This is a genomic window from Arthrobacter sp. Z1-9, assembly GCF_054792695.1.
Genome location: NZ_CP096456.1, coordinates 1,012,478 through 1,037,124, shown reverse-complemented (window position 1 = coordinate 1,037,124; position 24,647 = coordinate 1,012,478). Strand labels below are relative to the sequence as shown.

The window sequence follows — 24,647 nt, the reverse complement described above, 5'->3', positions numbered from 1 at the left end:
AAGGCACCGCCATGAGCATCATTTCCGTCGACACCGAACTCCTCCAGCTCAAGTCCGCCAACGTCCAAGCGACAGTGGACCGGATCAGCGCCGACGTTCAGGCCATGAAACGCGGCCTGGACGAGCTCCAAGGCAGCTGGCGGGGCTCCGCTGCCACAAACTTCCAGGCACTCATCACGGAATGGACCATCACCCAGGGCCGGGTGGAGGCCTCCCTGGCGTCAATCAACATGGCACTCGCTTCGGCTGCGGCAACATATGCGCAGGCGGAGCAGGGAAACACCCAAAGGTTCAGCTGATGTTGCCGGCCGTCCTACGCTTCGGGGGTGCCCTGGTGGAACCGCAGCCGCCACCGGCCGCCATCAAGGACCCACAATGAGCTCCTGAGCGTTGTGCCGGAGCGTGCGTAGCTTCGGTACGTCAGCAGGACCGCACTGGTGCCGATGCGGTCCGCGCCGAGGATCTCGATGTCGCTCCGCTCGCCGGGGTCTTCCTCGAGTGCCATCATCATGGCGTCCCGCGTCCAGACCCTGCCCGAGCTGCCGATTTCCAGAAAATCCGGGTGCAGCAGCACTGCTGTCCTGCCGATGTCGCCGCGCACCAGGGGTCCGAGCAGTTCGCGCTCCAGCTCTTCCACGAGCGCTTCGGGCGGTGCTGCTTCCGCCCGGCCTGCGGCCCCGGCCAGGTCAAAAGCGCCGTCCAGCTGGGTAAAGTCCAGTTGGGTGAATTCCTCGGGGGCCGGTTCCTTGGGGCTTCGTTCCTGCCGCAGGTCGGTCAGGCGCCTTGCTTCCTGTTCAGTGGTGTCCTGCTGGCTGAAGAGGTCGGGCTCGCCGGAGGCGGCTGCTGGTGGCTGGGCAGCCGCAGGGGCTTTGCCGACTATCGAACTTCCGCCGGTTGGTGCAGGGTGGGTGCCGGGAAACCCTGGTCCTGACCTGGCCGCCACCCCCTGCTGGTACGCGGCCGCAGCGGCCCGGGCCCGTTCATCGGCGGCTTCGTTCAGGTCATGCCCGGCGTGCCCCTTGACCCATTCGAACCTGTACTTACGTCCGGCGAGCTCCCGGTCCAGCTCTTTCAGCAGATCGACGTTCAGCACCGGCTTTCCGTCCGCCTTCCGCCAGCCTTTGCGCTTCCACCCCGGCATCCACTTGGTGATCGAGTTGATGACGTACTGGCTGTCGCAGAGGATGTGCAGGTCCTCGTGGCGGAGGTGCGCGGTGGCCCGCAGCAGATCCAGGACAGCCATCAGCTCGCCCTGGTTGTTGGTGCCATGGGGCCATCCGCCGGCCCGCCAGCAATCGTCATTCACGTACCAGGCCCAACCGGCCGGGCCGGGGTTTCCCAAAGCCGAACCGTCGGCCGCTGCAGTAATTGTCACCGGTCCATCCTGCCAGAAGTCGGTGACAATGCGGATGCGGGCTCCTCCGCCACCCTCAGAGCGCCTGCAGCATAACGAACGGACGCCGGCAGCAAAGACACTCTGAAGGCAAACGAGGAAAGCGTTTACCAAACCTCTTGACGCAGGGATCAAAGCACCGGCACAATCGGATGTCATACGAGAAAACGCTTTCTCACTTCCGCCCAAGGCGCAGATGCCGGACGGGAAGCCCTTGGGGAAGCGCGTTCATCAGAACAAGGAAGGCACATCAATGACGATTCCAACCGTTAGCCGGAGGAAATTCCAGCTCGGCGCGGCAGCCCTGGCGCTCTCCCTCCTCGCAACCGGCTGTGGCGCGTCCACCAGCCCCAGCAGCAACGAGGAAGTGACCCTGAGGTTTGCCTGGTGGGGCAACGAGTATCTCAATGCGCAGACCGAAAAGGTCATCGACGCTTTCGAAGCAGAGCACCCGAATATCAAAATCGAGTCTGAACCCGGCGAGTGGGCCAGCTACTGGGACAAGCTGGCTACCAAAACGGCCGCCAACGATGCCCCTGATGTCATCCAGATGGACCAAAAATACATTGCCGAGTACGGCGGCCGCGGAGCCTTGCTGGACCTGTCCAAGCAGGAGGGAATCGATACCTCCAAGCTGGACAAGGAAGCTCTGGCCTCGGGCCAGTACGAGGATGCCCAGTATGGGCTGAGCACGGGCCAGAACGCTTATGTCATTATGGCGAACACGAAGGTCTTTGAGGCCGCCAACGTGCCCCTGCCGGATGACACCAAATGGACCTGGGATGAGTTCATCGATACTGCGTCCAAGATCAGCGCTGCAGGAGACGGCAAGAACTACGGCGCGGCTTACGGCAGCAATGAGGCGGACCTGATCATCTGGCTGCGCCAGCATGGGGAGAACCTTTACTCCGAGGACGGCAAGCTGGACTTCGACACCAAAACGGCCGCCTCCTTCTGGGAGCGCCTGAAGGAACAGCGCGATTCGAAGGCGAGCCCGCCGGCGACAGTCGCCACCGAGGACTCTGGCGCCGGCCTGGAGGAGAGCCTCTTCGGCACCAACAGGGTGGGCATGGCATGGTGGTGGACAAATCAGCTCGGCTCCCTCGAAGCCACCACTGGCAGCAGCATCAAGATGCTCCGGGCGCCCAGCAAGGACGGCTCCGCTGCAGGTAACGGCATGTACTACAAGCCCACCATGTTCTGGTCTGCTTCTTCGCGGTCCAAGCACCCTGAAGCCGCGGCCACCTTCATCAACTACCTGGCCAACAGCCCGGATGCCGGCGCCATCCTGATGACCGACCGGGGCGTTCCCACCAACACGGAAATCGTGGACAGCATTACGCCCTCTCTGAAGCCCGCGGACACCACGGTGGTCAGCTTCCTGAAGGACATCTCCCCCGACATGAAGGAAGCGCCGCCCGTTCCCCCGGTAGGCGCCGGCAGCGTGCAGAACGTCATCAAGCGGTACACCGACGAGGTCCTCTACGACCGCCTGACGCCGCAGGCGGCTGCCGACGCGTTCAAGAAGGAAGTCGAAGGAATGCTGGCCGGCGCCAGGAAGTAGAACAGCCCGGCAAAAACTCCGAAACACGCGAAAGCGGCCCCCTCATACGAGGGGGCCGCTTTGGCGTGTGTACGTGCGGGACAGGCCCGGCAGGAAGGCTAGAAGCCGCCCATGCCGCCCATGTCGTCGCCGCCGCCAACCGGAGCGGCGTTCTTCTCCGGCTTGTCGGCTACAACTGCCTCGGTGGTGAGGAAGAGGCCGGCAATGGAAGCCGCGTTCTGCAGGGCAGAGCGGGTTACCTTGACGGGGTCGTTGACGCCGGCGGCCAGCAGGTCGACGTATTCGCCAGTTGCAGCGTTCAGGCCGTGGCCGGCGGGCAGGCCGCGGACTTTGTCCACCACAACGCCCGGCTCCAGGCCGGCGTTGAAGGCGATCTGCTTCAGCGGAGCATCGATGGCAACGCGGACGATGTTCGCACCGGTTGCTTCGTCGCCGGAGAGCTGCAGGTTGGCGAATGCCTTGGCACCGGCCTGGATGAGGGCCACGCCGCCACCGGCGACGATGCCTTCTTCAACAGCAGCCTTGGCGTTGCGCACTGCATCTTCGATGCGGTGCTTGCGCTCCTTGAGCTCAACCTCGGTTGCGGCACCGGCCTTGATGACTGCCACGCCGCCGGCCAGCTTGGCCAGGCGCTCCTGCAGCTTCTCGCGGTCGTAGTCCGAATCGGAGTTCTCGATCTCGGCGCGGATCTGGGATACGCGGCCGGCGATCTGGTCGGCGTCGCCAGCACCCTCGACGATGGTGGTTTCGTCCTTGGTGACAACAACCTTGCGTGCCTTGCCCAGGAGTTCCAGGCCGGCGGTTTCCAGCTTGAGGCCAACTTCCTCGGCGATAACCTGGCCGCCGGTAAGGACAGCGATGTCGGCAAGCTGGGCCTTGCGGCGGTCACCGAAGCCCGGAGCCTTGACGGCGACGGACTTGAAGGTGCCACGGATCTTGTTGACGATCAGGGTGGCAAGTGCCTCACCCTCGATGTCCTCGGCGATGATCAGCAGCGGCTTGTTGGACTGCATGACCTTTTCGAGGACAGCAACCAGTTCCTTGACGTTGGAGATCTTGGAGTTGACGATCAGGATGTACGGATCCTCAAGGACCGTTTCCTGGCGCTCGGTGTCCGTGACGAAGTAGGCGGAGATGTAGCCCTTGTCGAAGCGCATGCCTTCGGTGAGCTCAAGCTCCAGGCCGAAGGTGTTGGACTCCTCGACCGTGATGACGCCTTCCTTGCCAACCTTGTCCAGGGCTTCGGCAATAAGTGCACCAATTTCCTCGTCGCCTGCGGAGATGGAAGCCGTGGCGGCAATCTCTTCCTTGGTTTCGATTTCCTTGGCGGAGTTCAGCAGCTCGGCCGTGACGGCCTCAACTGCCTTCTCGATGCCGCGCTTGAGGGACAGCGGGTCGGCGCCGGCTGCAACGTTGCGCAGGCCTTCCTTCACCAGCGCCTGTGCCAGCACGGTAGCCGTGGTGGTACCGTCGCCGGCGACGTCATCCGTCTTCTTGGCAACTTCCTTGACCAGCTCGGCGCCGATCTTTTCGTAAGGATCGTCCAGCTCGATCTCCTTGGCGATGGAAACACCATCGTTGGTGATCGTGGGGGCGCCCCACTTCTTTTCGAGGACGACGTTGCGTCCACGCGGGCCGAGGGTGACCTTAACGGCGTCGGCGAGGATGTTCAGACCCCGCTCAAGGCCGCGGCGTGCCTCTTCATCAAATGCAATGATCTTGGCCATAACGGCAATAGTCCTTTCGGGACAGTCGTTAAGAATGAACCTTCGCTGCAGTGCCCGCGACGGACGATCCTTTGCCGTTGGCCTCTGTATGCCTCCGGGTGCGGATCTCACTCCAGTTAGGTGTTTCTTCGCTCCTCGCCCGGTGCCGCGCGCCGCAGGCCGGAACCAGCTTTGCTTTAGCAGTCGGTGCGTCAGAGTGCTAACTCAATAATTAGCACTCCCCACGTGAGAGTGCAAGCGAAAGGGCGCGGAAAACAGTGCCGCCGGCCGGCGGCGGCGAGGTTCAGTGCGAAGCCCGTCCCGCCGTCTCGCGACCGCTTGCTGCCGGGTTGTTGTCGGCTCCGTAGGTGTAGACGGTGAAGGTGGCCGTGGTGATGTCGCCGTTGGCGTCGAAGGCAACCGCCCCGGATTCGCCGTCGTAATTGGCATCCGGCCCGGCTTTCAACCGTGCCAGGCAGTCCTTGTAGGACAAGCACGCGTCCGCTGCTGGTCTATCCGCTGATCCTCCCGAAACAGCGATCAGGTTGGCGGCAATCGACCGGCCGCCGTCGTCCTGCGCCCTTGCAGCAGCCAAAGCCGCAACGGTGACGGCGTCATAGGCTTCGGCGGTAAAAGACAGGTCCTTCAGTCCCGGGTCCACCGTCAGGAGCCTGGCCTGGAAATCGGCATCAGGAAGTTGTCCGGGAACCACCGCGCGGGCGCCCTCCAGGTATCCGGCGGCCAGCCCTGGACCGTAACGGCCGAAGGCGCCGTCGCTGAGGATGATGCGCTTTCCGTCAACACCCGAATTTGCCAGTTCCGCCAGGGCGCCCTGCGCACCATCACGGGCTATGACGATGACGGCACCCGGGTCAGCGTTTGCGGCAGCATTGGCCGCACTGCCGGCACCGCCCGCCTTGAATTCGGTGTTGGCCAGCACTTCCATACCCGCCTGTTCGGCGGAAGCGGCGACGGCAGCCGAAAGGTCCCTGCCGTAGGAGCCCTCCTGGTACATCACCGTAACTGACGTGGCTCCGGCGTCCTTGGCCAGTTTTGCCAGGACGGGACCCTGCGCGACGTCGGCCGGTGCGGTTCGAAAGTAATAGCCGCCGCTGCTGATACTGCTCAGCCCTGCGGCGGTGTTGGCGGGTGAGATGAGCGGAGTCCGCGCGCGGGAAAGGATGTCGATGGCCGCTGCGGCATGGCTCGAATCCGTGGGACCTATGACGGCGTCCGCCTTTGCGGCAACCAGCGCCTGGGCCTGCAATGCCGTGTCCTGCCCTGTGTCGCCGGGAAGAAGCTCCACAGGCCTGCCTTTGTGCCCGCCGGCGGCATTGATCTCCTGCACGGCGAGCTTGGCCGCGGCCAGTTGCGGGGCGTTGAGGAAGCCGTTTTGGCCTGTGTTGTCCAGAATCAGGCCTACGCGCAGGGTACCGTCGCCGGAAGCCTCTGCGGCTTCCACCCGCGCATTACCGGTGACGCCGGAACAGGCAGTCAGAGCCAGGGTGGAGCAGGCGGCAGCCATGGTGAGCGCCCGGCGGATGAGTCCGGGACGGAGGATCGGATGGTTCACTCGGCCGGCCGGACGCTCTCTGCCTGCGGGCCCTTCTCGCCTTCGCCAACTTCTAGCTCCACGCGCTGGCCTTCGTCGAGGGCCCGGTAACCTTCACCCTGGATGGCGGACCAGTGGACAAAAATGTCATCGCCCGAGCCGTCAACGGTGATGAAGCCGTAGCCCTTTTCAGCGTTGAACCATTTGACGGTTCCCAGTGCCATGATGACCACTCTTTCCGTTGTTTCCCGGCGCCCACGCCGGTGTGTGTCGACTGACCCCGAACCGACCCTGAAAAATCACTCTAGCCAATTCAGCGCCGGTGGCGCGGGGCGGGCTTTGGCCGGTCCTCAATAGTTACTGAGGCGTGACCGCTGCAACAGGGCGCAGGCGGGCGGGACACTGCTTACCGGTAACCAGGTGCCAGCACCACAACCAGCGGTACCTGGAAATCGGTGCTGTTGACCACCGTGGGAATGCCGAGAAGCGTCGCAAGGGCCTGTGCGTTGGGCAGCTGGTCTGCCCCCTGGTAGTAGACGATCGAGGCCTGCTGGGGAGAACCTGCCCAGTTGCCCACCTGTCCCAGCGTCCAGCCGTCCGCCTGGACCATCCCGCCAACCCGGCCGGCGAGTCCTGCCGTCCCGGCGGCGTTGTAGATGGCGACGCTTTGCGTCTTGTCGACAAACACGGGGGCCGGTTCTGAAACGCTTGGTTCCGGCTCGGCGTCCGCGCTGGGTTCCGGTTCACTGGACGGAGCGGGCGATGCCTCTGCAGAGGGTTCCGCAGAAACGTCCGGAGTAGCCGAAGGTGCCGAACCGGTGGCGGCCAGCGGGGACGCCTCCTGGCTCGCAGCGGCCTGGCTGCCGGGCCCGCTGAAGCCGAGCTTGGGGAGGATCAGGAAGGACACCAACCCAATGGCCAGTGCGGCCACCCCCACCGCGAGGATGGGCCAAAGGCGTACCCGTGAGGGGGCTGAAGCCATGCGGTGGACACCTTGTCGCGACGCGGTCTCGGGGACCTTGTCGAATTCATCGCGGGCGTATTTGGTCATGATGGAATGACATCCTTGTTCATTGCTGCTGAAAGCTCAGCGTGAGAGTCTTACGCGTCGGAACCCAGGCGCCGTGCGGTACGTGCACGGTGACGCGACGTACGTAGTCTACGCAATCGCTTAACGAGCATGGGGTCGTGGGCCAGCGCATCCTCGGTGTCAATCAGTGCGTTGAGCAGCTGGTAGTAGTGGGTTGCGGAGAGGTCGAAGAGCTCCCGTATGGCCTGTTCCTTGGCACCGGCGTACTTCCACCACTGCCGCTCCAGGGCAAGCATCTGCTGGTCACGCTCGCTGAGCGGCGACTCCCGGAGCTTGAAGTCGGCCAGAAGGGACTGCCGGGGTTCCTGCTCTGGCAGGTGCTCCCGGGCTGGTTCCGCCACGGCGTACTCCTTAGCTGGTTACGAAAAATGTCTGACCCCCATGCTACGGACGAATAACAGCAATGTCATTTGCGGCACCGAGGGCAGGCTGCGCCCGGGAAAGGTTGCCCTGCAAGAATGGGACCGTGTTTGAATCAGATGCCTTGTTTGAACTTGGGCAGGAACCGGCGCAGGGCGTCGGTTTCGCCGAACTGGCGCAGCTCCCGCTGGAGGAGCTTATGGCCCCCGACTGGGCCGCTGCCCTCGCGGGCGTCGAACACGAACTTCGGGAGGTGCTCACTTTCCTCGCCGACGACGTGGCGGCCGGGCACCACGTCCTGCCGGCGCCGTCGAACGTCCTGCGGGCCTTCCGGCAGCCCCTCGCCCACGTGAAGGTCCTGATCGTGGGCCAGGATCCTTACCCGACGCCGGGGCACGCAGTGGGCTTGTCCTTTTCGGTGGATCCGCGCACCCGGCCCATCCCCCGCAGCCTGGCCAACATCTATCGGGAGCTGGAATCTGATCTTGGGTTGCCGGCCAGGATCCACGGCGACCTTTCCGCCTGGGCTGACCAGGGCGTGCTGCTCCTGAACCGCGTGATGACGGTGCGGGCGGGATCGGCCGGCTCACACCGCGGCAAAGGCTGGGAGAAGATCACGACGGCGGCCGTGTCCGCGGTCGCCCGCCGGCAGGACCAGGACGGGTCCAGGATGCCGCTGGTTGCAGTGCTGTGGGGAAAGGACGCCGAAAGCGTCCGCCCCCTCCTGGAGGGGGCGCCTGCCGTGGCGAGCGCCCACCCCAGCCCGCTGTCCGCGTCCCGCGGCTTTTTTGGGTCCCGGCCCTTCAGCCGCGTCAACGAACTCCTGATGGCGCAGGGTGCCCTGGGCGTAACCTGGGAGCTCCCCGCAGCCCCCTAGCTTAGGCTTACCTTATGAACGCCCTCCCCGCTGCTACCAGCGCCAGCAAGAAAAGCCGTCCGCAAATCAACCTCTCCGTGCTGCGCCGGGAACAGCTTTCCCCGCACATGGTCCGGATTGTGGCCGGCGGGGACGGCTTCGCGGACTTCGTCAACAACGATTACGTGGACCGCTACGTCAAGATTGTCTTTCCCCAGCCGGGCGTGGAGTATCCCTCCCCCCTGGACCTGTGGAGCATCCGGGAGACCATGCCGCGCGAACAGTGGCCCTTCACCCGGACGTACACCATCCGCTGGGTGGACCCCGTGGCCCGCGAGCTTGCCATTGATTTTGTGGTCCATGGTGACGAAGGCCTGGCTGGCCCCTGGGCGGCAAAGGCGCAGCCGGGCGACACCCTGATCTTCACCGGCCCCGGCGGTGCCTACAATCCGGCCCCGGATGCGGACTGGTACCTCTATGCGGGGGACGAGGCGGCGCTGCCCGCGATTGCTGCCTGCCTGGAGTCCCTGCCGCCGGAGGCGGATGGCCTGGCCTTTGTGGAGGTGGATTCCGACGCCGACATCCAGTCCATCGCGGCCCCCGCGGGGGTGAGAATCCACTGGCTTGTCCGCAACGGTGTCCCTGCAGGCGAGAGCGACCTCCTGGTTCAGGCCGTGGCAAACGCTGAATGGCCGGCGGGCCGGGTGGACGTTTTCGCCCATGGCGAGCGCGGCTACATGAAGGCGCTGCGCCGGATCCTTTTTGATCAGCGGGGCCTGGAACGCGGCCAGGTCTCCCTCTCGGGTTACTGGGCCAAGGGTCGCGTCGAGGACGTGTTCCAGGCCGAGAAAAAGCTGCCGGTGGGCCAGATCTAGCCAGGCCGGATCAAGCCAAGCCCACTCCAGCCGGGCCAGGGCCGGCCAGGACAGCCCTGGCCGGCCCTGGCCCATCCACAGCCCTTATCCCGACGTCAGCTCCGGCGTCAACGCCGGCGGGCTCGCCGCCGTTCGTTGCTCGCGAGGCTGCGTGTCAACGGCCGGGCAAGCGTGTCACCGAGGACGATCCCGCCGGCCGTACCGAGCACGATGGCACCGGCGTTGAGCATTCCGCCGGCGCCCAGGAGGATCTCGGCTTCCTCGATGGTGAGCACATACATGGACCGGAAGATGGTCAGGCCGGGCAGCAGGATCAGGGCTGCGGGCACGGCAACCACCAGCTGCGGCGCGCCCATCCTGAGGGCCACCACACGCCCCAGCAGGCCGATGACCACGGCGGCCAGGGCCGGTGAAAAGCGGTCACCCACGCCGAGCTGGCCGGCCGCGAGCAGGACGAGGTAGCCGGCCACTCCCACGGCCGCTGTAGGCAGCAGGAGCTGCCAGCTGGTCTGTTCGGTGATGCCAATCGCCATCACGGCCACCGCCACAAAGATCACCAGGACCCACAGATCGTAGGCCGGCGGGAAAGTTTCGGTGACGTCGATGCGCTGCATCCCGGTCAGCTCACCCACGACGAAGGCGACGGCGATGCCGGCAACAATGGCGCCGAAGGTCAGCAGTGTTGACAGGAACCGTCCTGCTGCCGTCACCGGGAAGCCGTTGATGGCGTCCTGCACCGACGAGACGAGGCGTCCTGTCGGCAGGAGCAGGAGGATGCCGCCCACCACCACGATGGCCGGAGATGTTGTCAGCCCGAACTGCCAGAGCACCAGTGCCAGCTGTGTCACCACGAAAGAGCAGCTGGCGGTGATGAAGAAGTCGGGGACGCGCCAGCGCCCCAGCTGGCGCGCCAGCAGGCTGATTCCGATGTTGGCCACGAAGGCGATCGCCGAGGACACCGGTCCACCGCCCAGGACTCCCACAAAGACAGCCGCGAACGTACCGAACGCCACGGTGACCATCCAGCGCGGAAAGGGCTTGGGGCTGGTGATGGCCTCATCCAGCCGGCGGATCGCCTCGTCCCGGCCTACTCCCCCGGCCACAATGTCGGTCACCAGCTGGTGCACCTTGGCCAGGCCGGCGTAGTTGTTGGTCCAGGAGCGGACCACCCGCAGCAGCGAGATGGGTGTCTGGTCCTTGGGCGCGTAGTTGATGCCGACGGACTGGTTGGTGATGTCCACTTCGATGTTCTTCAGGCCCAGCGCAGCGGTGACGGCGATGATGCTCGTCTCCACCTCCAGCGCACCGGCTCCGTACCGGAACATGGTTTCGGCCAGGTGCAGGGCGAAGTCGAGGGTCTTGCGGGCAGAGGTGTCAACGCCGCCCACCTGGATGGTGGGGTTGGCGTAGGGACTTCCCGTCAACCGGTCCACGATGCTCATCGGTGCGGTGGGCGGGTTTTCACCCTGCACCAGGCGCCGCAGCATTTTTTTGGCTGCGGCGTTCTGACGGGCCTGGGCAGGGGTCAGCGGCTCTGTTCGGGGCAGGCCGTCCGTGTGCGGCCTGCGCCCGGGACGTTCGGGCCGGTCAGTCATGGTTGCCTCCTCCCGGTGCGGTGCTGTGATTGGTAGTTCAGGCGGATCGTTTCAGGGGCAGCTTGCCCAGCAGGGTGCGGGCAGCCCCGGCCGCCGCGCGGGCCAGCCTGTTGGCGTGGAACACGGCGGGGCGGACCGGCATCACGAAGTCACCCACCAGCTGGACAACCTCTCCCCCGAACCCCTTTTTGAACTCATAGCCGCCGTGGCCTTCCTCGTCCTGCCCGGAGATGCCGAATGTTCCGTAGAAGTTGTAGCGCGGGTAGCCCTTCTCGAGTGCGTGGAGCATCATGCCCCAGTACAGGGAGGTGGCGCCGTTGAAGTAGATGTAGTCCTGCACGGTGCCGCCGATGACGCAGACCACCTCATCCCCGTAGCAGACGAAGTGGATCGCTGCGACGGTGGCGACTCCCACCGAGTCGGGGAACCGCTCAATGTCCTTCAGGCTCCGTTCGTAGCTGTCCACGAGGTCCTGGACCACCTTGAGCCGGTTCGCCTTTTTCTTGCTTCCTGTCTCTTCCACCTCGCGGCGCAGCTCCGCGGCCGTCGCGGATTCGGCCTCCAGCCGCTCGGTGATGGATTTCCGGTAGGCCGGGATATCGATCTTGGCCATCATGAGCTTGGTGAACTCTGCCGAGGTGGTCCGGAGCAGGTGCTCGTAGTAGGCACGTTCGCGGTAGACGAAGCCCTTTTCGTCCCCGGCCTTGCTCAGGGCACCGTAGAAATCGTCGAGGGTTTCCAGCGTGGCCTGTTCCAGGAAAACACCGTTTTTCTCTGCCTTGCGGATGGCTTTGCGGGTCCGGTAACTGGTGCCCATGATGAGCTCTTCGGCATCGCTCACGCCGGCAAGGCTCTTGATGAACATCCAGTTCACGTTGACGAAGTTCATGTCCAGCCCCTGGTGCTGGAATCCGAGCCCGGAAAGCCGGGCCACCAGCGGGCGGTTGTCCTCAACTTCGGGGTGTTCCGCGCCGTCTGCGTCGCGGGCGATGTACTTGAGGTTGGGCGAAATCCGCAGCTCGGCGGCCTTGCGTTCCGCGGCGCGCTGGCGGAGGAGTCCGACGACGGCGCGCACCAGGTCTGCGTCCGTGTAGTCCATCAGGGGTCCCTTGGCGCATTCACACACCGTGTAGCCCAGTCGGGTGGTGGTGTAGTTCAGTTTCCCGGCAGCCACGAGTTCGCCGTTGCGGCGCACGCCGAAAAGCTCCACCTGCTGGCCGCGGGCACGCTGGAACGCCGCGAAGTCAACGGACTGGAGGAAGCTGTTTTGCGGGTGCTTCAGGGCATAGGCCTCGAAGTCCGCGTCGCTGAGGAGGTTAAATTCAAGATCGGTGCCGGTGGTGACTGGATTCAAGGGATTTCCTCATTCGCTGTTGTGCGGCCTGGCAGTGGCAGGCGCAGGGCAATGACGGGCAGGGGGCCGGCCAACCGCGCGCGGCTGGTCCGGGTAACAGGTCAGTAGAACTGCTGGCCGGTCCGGGCGGTTTCGATCCGGCGGAAGACCCTTTCGGCGCCTTTGACCCACAAACGGTGCTTCAGGGGCGCAAGGATGTAGTCGTGGCAGCCTACGAAATCGGTGACCGTTTTGGTGAAGCTGGTCTTGAACATGCCCATGCCGTACAGGTTGTGGCTCTTGTCCTTGATCCGGGCGGAGGGCGGCGTGCCGCAGAAGTCGTATTCGGTGCAGCCCAGTTCCTGCACGCGCCGGATGGCTGCCCACTGGACCAGGTGTGAGTCACCGTACTGCTTGCGGTTCTGGGTGGAACCGCCGTCCTTGTAGGTGGCTTTGGCTCCGTAGTTGATCACGAACGCACCCACGCTGGGTTTGCCGTCCTCGTAGACGAAGAAGAAATTGCCCTGGCTGCGGCTGCAGAACTCCTCCCAGAACGCGGCGTAGTACTCATAGCTGCGCAGGGGCATGGAACCCTTGGCGCTGACAGTGTCCGCCATCAGGTCGTAGAGTGCCCGGTAGGTCTCCGGGCTGTGTTCCTTCCGGAGCACTTCGCAGCCTTCCCGCTCGGCACGGCGGATGGCGTTGCGTGCGCGGGAGGAGATGGCCTTGAAGACCGCTTCCTCCGGGCCGGAAATGTTCAACAGGGCGGTGGAGTCGTTGGACTGGATGTTGGGGGCCTTGACCAGGCCGGCGGCGGCCAAGTGGGCTTGGGCTTCGGTCGAGTCCACGACGTCCGGTTCGATCTTGATGGTGAAGACGTTGAGCTTCCGGGCGCGGACAAAGTCGGCGCAGGCTTGAAGGGCCTGCTTCAGGTCTCCGGCATCAGCGAGGTCAGGGCCCTTGATGAGGTACCAGAGCCGGCCGAGCACCGGGAACTTCTTTTCAAGGACCAGGTTGTAGCTGGCGGTGCCGGAGCTTTCCAGCACCAGGAACCGGACCTTCCAGCCAGTGCCGTTCTTTACCGACGCGTATGCCGCCGACTGCAGCATGTTGCCGCCGTTCGGGTTGGCCGTGACGTGCTTGTCCCAGTTTTCAATTTCCTCGGCTGTGGCAAAACGTGCGGTGAATTCTCGCAAGGGGGCCGTGTCCAATCAGGGGTTGTGCGCGGTTCTGTACTCGTGGCTGCGTGCGGACATGCAGCCTCAAGTCTAAAGCCTGGCGGGGTGCGGGCTTTCCAGCGTGGCGGGCACAAGCCCTCCTGCCGACGCTGCCGGAGATGCCGGAGCCCGCTGCCTTGACTGGGGATTGCGTCTTGGCAAGGGTTGAAGCATGCAGCCGTATCCCGGACAGTTGAGGCGCCACCAGGATAGACGTCTTGAGCGGTCGGGGCCTGGCAGGCAGATCGTGGCCTTGGCTGTGTTCCTTGCCGCATCCGCCCTTGTCGCCGGGCTGGGTGCCCTTGCCACCGCAGGCAACGTGAACGGCTGGTACACCACTGCCGTCAAGGCCCCCTGGTCGCCGCCGAACACTGTTTTCGGGCCGGTCTGGACCATCCTGTACACGGCGATGGCGGTTGCGGCCTGGTTGGTGTGGCGGAAACAGGCATCAGGTACCAGGCGCGCCCTGACGGCCTACGCGGTCCAGCTGGCGCTGAACCTGGCCTGGACCCCCGTATTTTTCGGACTTTATCCCGCCATCGGGACGGCTGCCTTATGGTTGGCGATGGTCATCATTGTCGCCCTCATCGCCGCCGTCTCGGTGACAGTTCTGTACTTTGGCCCCATCAGCCGGACTGCCGGACTGCTCCTGCTGCCGTACATCACCTGGCTGGTGTTCGCAGCCACGCTCAACGTTTGGGCCGCCGTCCACAACTGACGGCGCAGCGCGCCGACGTGGCCGGCCGGCGTCAGCACACGGCCACGTTGACGGCGAGGCCGCCCATCGCCGTTTCCTTGTATTTGGAGCTCATGTCCTTGCCGGTCTCGCGCATGGTCACGATGACCTCGTCCAGGGAGACGCGGTGGGACCCGTCGCCCCAGAGCGCCATCTTCGCGGCGTTGATCGCCTTCGCCGCAGCAATCGCGTTCCGTTCAATGCAGGGCACCTGCACCAACCCGCCGATCGGATCACAGGTCAGCCCCAGGTTGTGCTCCATCGCGATCTCAGCGGCGTTTTCCACCTGCGCCGGGGTACCGCCCATCACCTCGGCCAGCCCGGCCGCAGCCATCGACGACGCCGACCCCACCTCACCCTGGCAGCCCACCTCAGCCCCCGAAATCGACGCCTGCTCCTTGTACAGCACCCCGACGGCGGCCGCGGCGAGCAGGAACCTCACCACCACGTCGTCGCGGTCCTCCTGGGTGGCGTTCTCCATCCCCGGCGCGAAGTGCAGCGCGTAGTACAGCACCGCCGGGATGATCCCGGCAGCACCGTTCGTCGGAGCGGTGACAACGCGGCCGCCGGAGGCATTCTCTTCGTTCACGGCAAGGGCGATCAAGTTAACCCACTCCTGCCAATACTTCGGGTCGTGAAAGTCCTCATCCTGGCCATCACCGTCAGGGCGGGAACTTTCCTTCTTGAGCCGCTCGTACCAGTCAGGGGCACGGCGCCGGACCTTCAACCCGCCCGGCAGCACGCCTTCGCGTTTGAGGCTGGTGGCCACGCAGCCCTCCATCACGGAGTAGATGTGCAGCAGACCTTCGCGGATTTCCTCCGGCGTGCGGCTGTCTTCCTCATTGACCCGCATCACCTCGCTGATGCTCAGGCCGGTTTCCCGGCAGTGCTCCAGCAGTTCGGCGGCCGTCCGGAACGGCAGGGGCAGTTCCTTCTTGGACTCGTCCAGCTCCTGCTGCGCCGCGTCCTCCTCGCCCTCCCGGACGATGAACCCGCCGCCGACGGAGAAGAAGGTTGCGGTGTGCAGGACGGTGCCGTCGGCGTCGGAAACTGTGAACGTCATGCCGTTGGTGTGCCGGGGCAGGATGGTCAGCGGCCGCAGCACCATGTCCTTCACCCCATACGGCAGCGGAACAGCGCCGGCCAGCTGCAGCATCCCGGTGTCGGCGATCGCGGCCAGGCGTTCCTCCACCTCGTCCGGCAGGATCAACTCCGGATGAAACCCCTCCAGCCCCAGCAGGATCGCCGTCATGGTGCCGTGACCGTGACCCGTCGCCGCGAGCGACCCATACAGATCCACCCGAAGCGACACCACCTCAGCGAGCATGCCGGAGGCCTTGAGCTCCTCGGCAAACACAGCAGCAGCCCGCATCGGCCCAACAGTGTGCGAGGAAGAGGGACCGATCCCAATCGAAAAGAGATCAAAGACTCCAACAGCCATTACGGGTATTCCTAACTAAGTTCTGGTCGGGTGGAGGTGCCGGAACATCCTCTGCATGCTCGGTCGCGAAGACGCCCGCTGCGCGGACGTGTCGCTCCCTTAGACGCATGCTGCCGGATGCCCCACCACCTCCGAGGGTCCGTTACCGAGGCGACGGAACCGCGAGCGTCGGCGGAGCCGGACTTTTCGAAACGTGCTCCCCACTGGCAGCGGTGACCTGCCCTCAAGGGGCCGGCGGAGCCGGACTTTTCGAAACGTGCTCCCCACCGGCAATGGTGACCTAGCCTCGAGGGCACGGCGGAGCCGGACTTTTCGAAACGTGCTCCCCACCGGCAATGGTGACCTAGCCTCGAGGGCACGGCGGAGCCGGGCTTTTCGAAAGCGTGCGTCAGAGGCGAGGAACGAGCCAGCACGCGTGAAAAGTCCGGTCCGGCGCGCCTGGAGCCGACCACGGTAACCTACCTCGCGCGTTTATAGAACGGCAGGTTGACGACTTCGAACGGCTCTGCCTTGCCTCGCAAATCAATGTCCAGTGCTGTGCCGACTTCGGTGAATTCGACGTCGACGTGGGCCATCGCGATCGGGTACCCCAGGGTGGGGCTGGGCTGGCCGGAGGTGACTTCGCCAACGACCTTGCCGTCCTTGAGGACCGGGTAGTGGGCTCGGCCGGCCCGTCGGCTCAGACCCTTAAGGCCAACGAGCCTGCGGCCGGACGTACTGCCCGCGCCGGCCTCCTTTTTGGCCGCCAGCGCAGCCTTGCCCACGAAGTCCCCTTCCTTGGAGAGGGCGACGACGGGCCCCAGGCCTGCGGCGTAGGGGTCGCCCTGCAGGGAAAGCTCGTTGCCGTACAGCGGCATCCCTGCTTCAAGGCGGAGGGAATCGCGGGAGGCGAGGCCGGCTGGCGTCAGCTCCCCTTCGTCAGCGATGGCGAGGAGTGCCTGCCAAAGGCCAGCGGCGTCGTCGTTGGACACAAAAATCTCAAACCCGTCCTCGCCGGTGTAGCCGGTGCGGGCGAGCAGGAGGTCCAGTCCGGCGCCGCCCACCAGGATCGGAACCTCCACTGCAGCGTAGTACTTCAGCTCCGTCACCAGTTCGTGCTGCGCGGCCGGGACCAGGCGCAGCAACAGCTCCTGCGCCTTGGGGCCCTGGACGGCGATCAAGGCGGTGGTGGCGGAAGCGTCATCGACATTGACGTCGAATCCAGCGGCCCGCTCGGCAAGGGCAGCAGCAACCACCGGGGCGTTCCCTGCGTTGGGGACCACCAGGAAATCGTCGCTGCCATGTTGGGCGGTGCCCCTGCCTGCAGGGCGGCGGTAAATGATGAGGTCGTCGATGATCCCGCCGTCCTCATTGCAGATCAGCGAGTACTTTGCCTTGCCCACCGGCATGGCGGAAATTTTTCCCACCAGGGCGTAGTCCAGGAAGGCCGCGGCATCCGCACCGGTAATCCAGACCTCGCCCATATGGGAGAGGTCAAACAGGCCCGCGCTCTTGCGCACCGCGTGGTGCTCGGCCAGCTCGGAGTTGTACTTCAGGGGCATCTGCCAGCCGCCGAAGTCGGTAAAGGACGCGCCCAGCTTCTTGTGCTCGTCGTAGAGGGCGGTGTACTTCTCAGTCATGGCGGGGCCTTAGTTCTCGAACTCGGAGAGCGGCGGGCAGGAGCAGACCAGGTTGCGGTCGCCGGCTGCGCCGTCGATGCGGCCCACCGGCGGGAAGTACTTGTCCTGCTTCAGTGACTTCACCGGGAACACGGCCTGCTCGCGCGGGTAGGCACGGTCCCAGTCGCTGCTGATGGCAGCAGCGGCGGTGTGGGGCGCGTTGCGGAGCGGGCTGTCGGCAACAGTGAAGTCACCCTGCGCCACCTGGTCGATTTCGGCGCGGATGGCGATCATGGCCTCAATGAAGCGGTCGATCTCGCCGAGGTCCTCGGATTCCGTGGGCTCCACCATCAGGGTGCCCGCAACGGGGAACGCCAGGGTGGGGGCGTGGAAGCCGTAGTCGATGAGGCGCTTGGCCACATCCTCGGCCGTGACCCCGGTCTTGGCCGTGAGCTCGCGCAGGTCCAGGATGCACTCGTGGGCTACCAGGCCGCCTTCACCGGTGTACAGGACCGGGAAGAAGTCGTTCAGGCGGGCCGCGATGTAGTTCGCCGCGAGCAGCGCGGACTTGGTGGCCTCGGTGAGCCCCTGGCCGCCCATAAGCTTCACGTACGCCCAGGAGATGGGGAGCACGCCGGCGGAACCGTACTTGGAGGCGGAGATGGGGACGTCGTTGCCTTCGGTCCAGGTGGCCGCGTTGCCCGGCATAAAGGGCGCCAGGTGCGCCTTCGCAGCGACCGGGCCGACGCCGGGTCCGCCTCCGCCGTGCGGGATGCAGAACGTCTTGTGCAGGTTCAGGTGGGAGACGTCGCCGCCGAACTGGCCCGGCTGGGCCAAACCGACGAGGGCGTTGAGGTTGGCGCCGTCAATGTAGACCTGGCCGCCGGCGGCGTGGATGGCGTCGCAGACTTCGCGCACGTCGGCGTCGTACACACCGTGCGTGGACGGGTAGGTGATCATGATGCAGGACAGGGCGTCCTTGTTGGCCTCGATCTTGGCGTACAGGTCGGCGTGGTCGATGGTGCCGTCAGCGGCGGTGGCCACCACAACAACTTTCATGCCGGCGAGGACTGCGGAGGCGGCGTTGGTGCCGTGCGCCGAAGCGGGAATGAGGCAGACGTTGCGCTGCTGGTCGCCGCGGGAGTGGTGGTAGCCGCGGATTGCCAGCAGGCCGGCGAGCTCGCCCTGGGAACCAGCGTTGGGCTGGATGGACACCTGGTCGTAGCCCGTGATCTCGGTGAGTTGAGCTTCCAGGTCGCCGATCAGTTCGCGCCAGCCTTCGGTCTGGGAGTCCGGAGCGAACGGGTGGATCGAGGCGAACTCGGGCCAGGAGATGGCTTCCATCTCGGCCGTTGCGTTCAGTTTCATGGTGCAGGAGCCCAGCGGGATCATGGTGCGGTCCAGTGCCAGGTCCCGGTCGGAGAGCTTGCGGATGTAGCGGAGGAGTTGCGTCTCTGAACGGTAGGTGTTGAACACCGGGTGCTGCAGGAACTCTGAGGAACGTTCGACGGCGGCGTCCAGGCCGAACCCGTCCGTCATCTCGGCCAGCCCGGCACCAAAAGCTTCAAGGACGGCGTCGACAATGTCCCGCGTTGTCGTCTCGTCGGTGGAGAAGCCCACCGTATCCGCGTCGATGCTGCGCAGGTTGATTCCCTTGGCCTCTGCGGCGGCAATGATGCCCGCCGCCTTGCCGGGAACGGAAACCGTAACGGTATCGAAGAAGCTGGTGTGCAGTACCTCAAGGCCGGCGGCCTTGAGCGAGGCGGCAAGGGTCCTGGCATGTGCGTGCGCGGACTGCGCAATCGCCTTCAGCCCCTCGGGGCCGTGGTAGACGGCGTACATCGAGGCCACGATGCCCAGCAGGGCCTGGGCCGTGCAGATGTTGGACGTGGCCTTCTCGCGGCGGATGTGCTGCTCGCGGGTCTGCAGGGCAAGGCGGTAGGCCGGGGTCCCTGCGGAGTCTTTGGAGACGCCCACCAGCCGGCCGGGCATCGAGCGTTCCAGGCCTTTCTGGACTGCCATGTAGGCGGCGTGAGGGCCGCCGTAAAACAGCGGGACACCGAAGCGCTGCGCCGAGCCGACGGCGATGTCCGCGCCCTGCTCACCGGGAGGCGTGATGAGGGTCAGGGCGAGCAGGTCAGCGGCGACGGTCACGAGGGCGCCGCGCTCCTTGGCGTCGGCGATCACGGCGCTGTGGTCAAAGACCCTGCCGGAAGCGCCGGGCTGCTGCAGGACCACGCCGTTGATGGCGCCGTCGGGCAGTCCGTCGGTGAGGTCCGCGACCTCAACCTCGAAGCCGAGCGCCTCGGCGCGGCCCTTAACGATGGCGATGGTCTGCGGCAGGCAATCAGCGTCCAGGACTGTCTTGCCGTCACGCGCATCTTTGTTTTTATTCGCCCGGCGCATCATCAGCACGGCCTCGGCCACGGCCGTGGCTTCGTCCAGCAGGGAGGCGTTGGCGATGGGCAGGCCCACCAGGTCCTGGACCATGGTCTGGAAGTTGATCAGCGCTTCGAGCCGGCCCTGGGAAATCTCGGGCTGGTAGGGCGTGTAGGCGGTGTACCAGGCCGGGCCCTCAAGGATGTTGCGGCGGATCACCGGCGGCGTGACGGTGTCGTAGTAGCCCTGGCCGATCATCTGGACGGCAGTCTTGTTCTTGGCGGCCAGCCTGCGCAGTTCGGTAAGGGCCTCCACCTCGCTCAGCGCGCCCGTCAGTCCCAGCGGGGAATCCTGGCGGATGTCCTTGGGGACGGCAGTATCCACCAGTGCGTCCACGGTGTCGTAGCCCACGGCCTTGAGCATGGTGTCGACGTCGGCCTCCCGGCGGGCGCCGATGTGCCGGTCAACGAAGGTGGCAGCAGCCGGGGCGGCAATAGCCGAAGTGGCGGAGGCCGGGGTGGCGGAGGCCGGGGTGGCGGAGGCCGGAGATACAGTCACGAGGAACTCCATAGCTAAGGCGGCGTCAGGGTACGCCGCATCGAGTCGGGTTCCTCCCCGCTCTGTATTGGACCTGAGAGTTTCCGCGTTGCCTGCTGACGCTGGCCCCGCTTGCACCGTCGGTGAGCACAGCAGCCCAGGTATCCGGGAACCGGATGCCAGGCGGACAGCCTGCTACTTTCCAGAGTTGCCTCGCCGCGGCGGTACATGGGCCTGTGAGATTCCTGGGGAGGTATTGCTCCTACGGCGCCTGCTTGTACCTTCTGGCAGAACTCTCCCGCCGCAGATCAAAGGCTATTCATTTGGGTTTTCCTGGTGGCCGGAAACGGCCCACACATGCACTAATTCTCCTACGCCGCAGGCTCAGGAGCAAATACCGGCTAGCCCCTCAGCCGTTCCACGGCAGCCAGGAGTTCGTCCACCTCGGCCTGCCTGTCCCCCGCGTTTCCAGACGGCCCGCTTTCCCACATGGCGTTGAAGTACAACCCGTCCCCCATATACAGCACGGCCTTTGCCATCGCCGCGCCCACGTCCTTGCCGATCAGGTCCAGCCACTGCTGCTGGATCACTGCGAAGCGGCGGCGGGCATCCTCGTGGGCCACCTCGGCGAGTCGCGTCACGGCGACAAAAGAGCGGTCCATGGGGGTGTCGGACCAGAGGGATGACCGGATGAAGTAGGCAGCGGCCCCTTCAGGCGCGGCCGCCATCGCGGCGAGGTCTTCCCCTGCCAGGCGGTCCAACCGCTCCAGGGTGGCCGTGATCAGCGCTTCCTTGTTGGGGAAGTGGTACAGCAGGCCGCCCTTGGAGACGCCGGCCCGCTTTGCCACCGCATCCAGCGTGGCGGCGCGCTCCCCCACGTCGATGAGGAGTTCTTCAAAGGCATCGAGGACTGCGTCTCGCGCTACGGGTTTTCGGGGCATGCTTCCCATCATGCATCGCCGGTCCTCGATTTCTTAACTATACCGTCTGGACGGTATAGTTATCGAATGACGCCGTCCACCTCTTCCCAGCAAGCACTCACCCGCACCGCCCTGACCACCCCGGATCCCGCAAGGGGTACGCGGCGTGACTGGCTCGCGCTGGGGTTGCTGATGTTCCCCGTCCTCCTCGTGGCCGTGGACAATACGGCACTGACCTTCGCGCTGCCTGCGATCGCGGCTGCGCTGGGCACCTCGGGAGTGGAGTTGCTGTGGATTGTGGATGCCTATCCGCTGGTGCTGGCTGGATTGCTCGTGGCTATGGGGAGCCTGGGCGACCGGATTGGGCGCCGGCGGCTCCTGATCATCGGCAGCATTGGTTTTGCGGCCATATCAGCAGCAACAGCTTTCGCTCCCAGCGCCGGCTGGCTGATTGCCGGCCGCGCGGCCCTGGGTTTCTTCGGCGCCATGCTCATGCCCTCCACGCTGTCCCTGATCCGCAACATTTTTGTGGATCCCAACCGCCGGCGGCTGGCCATTGCCATCTGGGCCGCGGGATTTTCCGGCGGCGCCGCCCTGGGGCCGATTTTTGGCGGGTGGCTCGTTGAACAGTTCTGGTGGGGAGCAGTACTCCTCGTGGCCGTGCCCATCATGCTGCCCCTGCTGGCCTTCGGACCCGCATTCATCCCGGAGTCCAAGGACCCAACACCCGGCCGGGTGGATGTGCCAAGCATCCTGCTCTCGCTGCTCACCATGGTTCCGGTGGTTTACGGCATCAAGGAATTCGCCACCGACGGTGCCGGGCCGCTGGCCCTGGGCAGTGTGGCCTTCGGCCTGGCAATGGGCGCCACCTTTGTCCGGCGGCAACAGCGGTTGAAGAGCCCGCTGCTGGACATGTCGCTGTTCCGCAACCGGGTGTTCAGCATGGCCATCGCGGCCAACGTCCTGGCCCTGTTCTCCTTCAATGGCTTCATCCTCTTCCTGGCCCAGCACCTTCAGCTCCTTGAGGGCATGTCCCCTTCCGCCGCCGGAATGGCCATGATTCCGGCGCTGGTGGCAACCGTTGCGGCGGGCCTTGCAGTGGTGCCCGTGGTGCGGAAGGTCCGGCCGGGCTTCGTGGTGGGCACCGGCCTGGCCATGAGCGCCGCAGGCTACAGCATGGTGACGTTCGGCGACCATGCCGACGGGCCGGCCCTGCTGCTCGGTGCCCTGCTGGTCCTGGCCCTGGGCGTGGGAACAGCCGAAACCATCTCCAATGACCTCATCCTGGGCAGCGTCCCGGCGGAAAAATCGGGGGCAGCCTCGGCGATCTCGGAGACAGGCTATGAGGTGGGCGCCCTGTTGGGGACTGCCGTCCTGGGTTCCATCCTGACCGCCTCCTACCAGCAGAACCTGCAGCTTCCTGCCGGGGCGGTCGAGGCCGCCGCCGGCCAGGGCACTGGGCATGCCAGCGAAACCCTGGCGGGAGCCATGGAACTTGCAGCCGGCCTGCCGGCGCCTTTGGCGGACGCCGTCCGGCATGCCGCCGGCTCCGCTTTCGACTCCGGCGTGCACGTTACCGCCGCGATCGGGCTGGTGCTGATGGCGACGGCGGCAGTCCTGGCCGCCGTCGTGCTCCGGAAGGTGCCCAAAGCACAGTAGGGGCCACTGCCCAAGGCTCCCGCAGGCAGGCATAAAAACAGCGCCCGGCGCCGGACTTCGGTCCGGGCCGGGCGCTGGAAGGTTGTGGCTTGTGCCTTGCTGGCTGCTAAGCGTCAGGGGCTGTGACGCTCGCCGTAGGCTTCATGGTTTCGGCGCTCACCATCCAGGCAAACTGCTCAAACTTGGCGATGAACTCGTGCAGGAGGTCGGCTGACGTGGGGTCTTCCTCGTCTACTTCGTCGTGGACCTTCCGCATGGTGCCCACGGCAGCTTCCAGGGCCGCCACAATCCGCTCGATGGCATCCTTGGTGCTGATCAGGCCCTCAGGAAACGGAGCGAGACTGGTCGATTCTGCCACGGTGGAGCTGCGTCCGTCCGGGAGGGCGTGCAGTGCGCGCATCCGCTCGGCCGTGTCGTCAGCGAACTGGCGCGCGGCGTCAACGATCTCGTCCAGCTGCAGGTGCAGGTCCCGGAAGTTGGTTCCCACAATGTTCCAGTGGGCCTGCTTGCCCTGGATGTGCAGCTCAATCAGGTCCGTGAGCACAGCCTGCAGGTTGTTGGTCAGTGTCGGTGAAGCTTTCATACGTCCTCCTCGATTGGTCCAGTAATCCCGACGCTACCAGCCCCGCGCCGGGCAGGGGGCGGCACCCGGGGGCAATTTCTCAGTGAGCTTACTAATTCCTTTTCTCCGACATAAACGAACGCGATTCATATTTCCCCTTGCATCCGGGCCAGCGGAACCGCATACTAAATGAACGTCATTCATTTAGTGACCATCGTCTCACTGGAGTAGCAAACATGATTGAAATTTCCTGCCTCGACGCACCCGCCTCCTTGGCACGGACATCGCCGTCCAGCCGGGAGGCCCTGCGCGTTGGCGTGGTCCAGCACCGGTGGCAAGCAGACAGCGCCGCTGTCGAGGCCGAACTCAACGAGGGCATCAGCCGGGCCGCGGCCTCGGGAGCCTCTGTGGTTTTCCTGCCGGAGCTGACGCTTTCGCGCTATCCGGCGGACACGCGGCCGCACAACGATCCGGCGGAGGGGACAAACCGTACCCGGCCCTCGGACATCGCCGAAGACCTGCTGACGGGGCCCACCTTCCGCTTCGCAGCAGACGCTGCCCGCCGTCACGGGGTATCCGTGCACGCGTCCCTGTACCAGCGGGCCGAAGACCCTGACGGGCAGGACGACGGGCTGGGCCTGAACACCGCGATCCTGGTCTCCCCGGAGGGCGAACTCCTGGCGCGGACACACAAACTCCACATCCCCGTCACCGCCGGGTACTACGAGGACAAGTTCTTCCGCAAGGGCCCGGCAGCGGCCGACGCCTACGAAGTGCATGCCCCTGCCGAACTTGGCGGCGCCCGGCTGGGAATGCCCACCTGCTGGGACGAATGGTTTCCCGAGGTGGCCCGGCTGTACTCGCTGGGCGGTGCCGAAATCCTGGTCTACCCGACGGCCATCGGCTCCGAACCCGACCACCCCGATTTTGACACCCAGCCGCTCTGGCAGCAGGTGATTGTAGGAAACGGCATCGCCAACGGCCTGTTTATGATCGCACCCAACCGATGGGGCAGCGAAGGCACCCTGAACTTCTACGGCTCGTCCTTCATCTCCGACCCCTACGGCAGGATCCTCGCCCAGGCACCCCGCGACGCGTCCGCCGTCCTCGTGGCCGACCTGGACCTGGACCAGAGGAAGGACTGGCTGACCCTGTTCCCCTTCCTGGCAACGCGCAGTCCGGACACCTACGGCCGCCTCACCGAACCCGTCCGCCCGAATGAATCCATCGGCGGCGAGCGCGGGTTCGCGGAGGTCTGCTCGTGACCGCCCCCG

Annotated in this window: 21 protein-coding genes and 1 riboswitch; of the genes, 7 read left to right on the top strand and 14 right to left on the bottom strand. The window is 65.3% G+C overall.

The features are described 5' to 3' along the window. The first annotated feature begins 11 nt into the window (after nucleotides 1–11). Entirely contained in the window at nucleotides 12–299 is a 288-nt protein-coding gene (locus M1D93_RS04840) for a WXG100 family type VII secretion target (RefSeq protein WP_163165680.1), read from the top strand. A gap of 14 nt (nucleotides 300–313) precedes the next feature. Here M1D93_RS04840 and M1D93_RS04835 read toward each other — a convergent pair whose 3' ends face one another. Further along, entirely contained in the window at nucleotides 314–1,375 is a 1,062-nt protein-coding gene (locus M1D93_RS04835) for an RNase H family protein (RefSeq protein WP_461174028.1), read from the bottom strand. A 271-nt stretch (nucleotides 1,376–1,646) separates the two neighbouring features. Between M1D93_RS04835 and M1D93_RS04830 the strand changes: the two genes are divergently transcribed. Next, nucleotides 1,647–2,957: an ABC transporter substrate-binding protein gene (locus tag M1D93_RS04830; RefSeq protein ID WP_461174027.1), complete on the top strand. Its 1,311-nt coding sequence runs from the start codon at nucleotides 1,647–1,649 to the stop codon at nucleotides 2,955–2,957. Between the two features lie 98 nt (nucleotides 2,958–3,055). Here the strand turns inward: M1D93_RS04830 and groL are convergent, their stop codons facing one another. The 5 genes from groL to M1D93_RS04805 form a co-directional block, all read right to left on the bottom strand. After that, nucleotides 3,056–4,684, bottom strand: coding sequence for a chaperonin GroEL (groL, locus tag M1D93_RS04825; protein WP_461174026.1), 1,629 nt, complete (start codon nucleotides 4,682–4,684; stop codon nucleotides 3,056–3,058). 283 nt (nucleotides 4,685–4,967) lie between these two features. After that, complete coding sequence (locus M1D93_RS04820) at nucleotides 4,968–6,188, bottom strand: ABC transporter substrate-binding protein (protein ID WP_461174928.1); 1,221 nt, start codon at nucleotides 6,186–6,188, stop codon at nucleotides 4,968–4,970. A 44-nt stretch (nucleotides 6,189–6,232) separates the two neighbouring features. Next, nucleotides 6,233–6,439: a cold-shock protein gene (locus tag M1D93_RS04815; protein WP_015936110.1), complete on the bottom strand. Its 207-nt coding sequence runs from the start codon at nucleotides 6,437–6,439 to the stop codon at nucleotides 6,233–6,235. 182 nt (nucleotides 6,440–6,621) lie between these two features. Then, complete coding sequence (locus tag M1D93_RS04810) at nucleotides 6,622–7,266, bottom strand: LytR C-terminal domain-containing protein (RefSeq protein WP_461174025.1); 645 nt, start codon at nucleotides 7,264–7,266, stop codon at nucleotides 6,622–6,624. Between the two features lie 50 nt (nucleotides 7,267–7,316). Continuing rightward, nucleotides 7,317–7,646, bottom strand: coding sequence for a DUF3263 domain-containing protein (locus M1D93_RS04805; protein WP_461174024.1), 330 nt, complete (start codon nucleotides 7,644–7,646; stop codon nucleotides 7,317–7,319). Nucleotides 7,647–7,771: 125 nt separating this feature from the next. Between M1D93_RS04805 and M1D93_RS04800 the strand changes: the two genes are divergently transcribed. Further along, nucleotides 7,772–8,542 carry a uracil-DNA glycosylase gene (locus M1D93_RS04800; RefSeq protein WP_461174023.1) on the top strand — a complete coding sequence of 257 codons (771 nt, stop codon included), beginning with the start codon at nucleotides 7,772–7,774 and terminating at the stop codon, nucleotides 8,540–8,542. A 14-nt stretch (nucleotides 8,543–8,556) separates the two neighbouring features. Beyond that, on the top strand, nucleotides 8,557–9,396 hold the full coding sequence (locus tag M1D93_RS04795; protein ID WP_461174022.1) for a siderophore-interacting protein: 840 nt from the start codon (nucleotides 8,557–8,559) through the stop codon (nucleotides 9,394–9,396). A gap of 107 nt (nucleotides 9,397–9,503) precedes the next feature. On the opposite strand, the gene M1D93_RS04790 is transcribed toward M1D93_RS04795, so the two are convergent. From M1D93_RS04790 to M1D93_RS04780, 3 genes are all read right to left on the bottom strand, one after another. After that, nucleotides 9,504–10,991 carry a threonine/serine exporter family protein gene (locus M1D93_RS04790; protein ID WP_461174021.1) on the bottom strand — a complete coding sequence of 496 codons (1,488 nt, stop codon included), beginning with the start codon at nucleotides 10,989–10,991 and terminating at the stop codon, nucleotides 9,504–9,506. A gap of 37 nt (nucleotides 10,992–11,028) precedes the next feature. Continuing rightward, nucleotides 11,029–12,345: a peptidoglycan bridge formation glycyltransferase FemA/FemB family protein gene (locus M1D93_RS04785; RefSeq protein WP_461174020.1), complete on the bottom strand. Its 1,317-nt coding sequence runs from the start codon at nucleotides 12,343–12,345 to the stop codon at nucleotides 11,029–11,031. 101 nt (nucleotides 12,346–12,446) lie between these two features. Further along, nucleotides 12,447–13,520 carry a lipid II:glycine glycyltransferase FemX gene (locus tag M1D93_RS04780; RefSeq protein WP_461174019.1) on the bottom strand — a complete coding sequence of 358 codons (1,074 nt, stop codon included), beginning with the start codon at nucleotides 13,518–13,520 and terminating at the stop codon, nucleotides 12,447–12,449. A 193-nt stretch (nucleotides 13,521–13,713) separates the two neighbouring features. Here M1D93_RS04780 and M1D93_RS04775 point away from each other — a divergent pair, with 193 nt between their 5' ends. After that, nucleotides 13,714–14,259 carry a TspO/MBR family protein gene (locus M1D93_RS04775; protein ID WP_461174018.1) on the top strand — a complete coding sequence of 182 codons (546 nt, stop codon included), beginning with the start codon at nucleotides 13,714–13,716 and terminating at the stop codon, nucleotides 14,257–14,259. Nucleotides 14,260–14,290: 31 nt separating this feature from the next. Here M1D93_RS04775 and M1D93_RS04770 read toward each other — a convergent pair whose 3' ends face one another. The 4 genes from M1D93_RS04770 to M1D93_RS04755 all read right to left on the bottom strand — a co-directional run bounded on the left by M1D93_RS04770 (nucleotide 14,291) and on the right by M1D93_RS04755 (nucleotide 21,173). After that, a complete protein-coding gene (locus M1D93_RS04770) occupies nucleotides 14,291–15,718 on the bottom strand; it encodes an L-serine ammonia-lyase (RefSeq protein WP_461174017.1) in 1,428 nt (475 codons plus the stop codon). Between the two features lie 458 nt (nucleotides 15,719–16,176). After that, entirely contained in the window at nucleotides 16,177–17,337 is a 1,161-nt protein-coding gene (gcvT, locus tag M1D93_RS04765; protein ID WP_461174016.1) for a glycine cleavage system aminomethyltransferase GcvT, read from the bottom strand. 9 nt (nucleotides 17,338–17,346) lie between these two features. Next, nucleotides 17,347–20,265: an aminomethyl-transferring glycine dehydrogenase gene (gene gcvP, locus M1D93_RS04760; RefSeq protein WP_461174015.1), complete on the bottom strand. Its 2,919-nt coding sequence runs from the start codon at nucleotides 20,263–20,265 to the stop codon at nucleotides 17,347–17,349. A 179-nt stretch (nucleotides 20,266–20,444) separates the two neighbouring features. Further along, a riboswitch (glycine riboswitch) is annotated at nucleotides 20,445–20,543 on the bottom strand. A gap of 90 nt (nucleotides 20,544–20,633) precedes the next feature. Next, nucleotides 20,634–21,173, bottom strand: coding sequence for a TetR/AcrR family transcriptional regulator (locus M1D93_RS04755; protein ID WP_163165710.1), 540 nt, complete (start codon nucleotides 21,171–21,173; stop codon nucleotides 20,634–20,636). A 66-nt stretch (nucleotides 21,174–21,239) separates the two neighbouring features. Between M1D93_RS04755 and M1D93_RS04750 the strand changes: the two genes are divergently transcribed. Next, on the top strand, nucleotides 21,240–22,811 hold the full coding sequence (locus tag M1D93_RS04750; RefSeq protein ID WP_461174014.1) for an MFS transporter: 1,572 nt from the start codon (nucleotides 21,240–21,242) through the stop codon (nucleotides 22,809–22,811). Nucleotides 22,812–22,917: 106 nt separating this feature from the next. On the opposite strand, the gene M1D93_RS04745 is transcribed toward M1D93_RS04750, so the two are convergent. Next, nucleotides 22,918–23,394 (bottom strand): Dps family protein, encoded by a 477-nt coding sequence (locus M1D93_RS04745; protein ID WP_461174013.1) that lies wholly within the window; start codon nucleotides 23,392–23,394, stop codon nucleotides 22,918–22,920. A 215-nt stretch (nucleotides 23,395–23,609) separates the two neighbouring features. Between M1D93_RS04745 and M1D93_RS04740 the strand changes: the two genes are divergently transcribed. Then, the gene (locus M1D93_RS04740) at nucleotides 23,610–24,638 is read left to right on the top strand and encodes a nitrilase-related carbon-nitrogen hydrolase (RefSeq protein ID WP_461174012.1); all 1,029 of its coding nucleotides are present in this window, start codon (nucleotides 23,610–23,612) and stop codon (nucleotides 24,636–24,638) included. The last annotated feature ends 9 nt before the right edge of the window (nucleotides 24,639–24,647 follow it).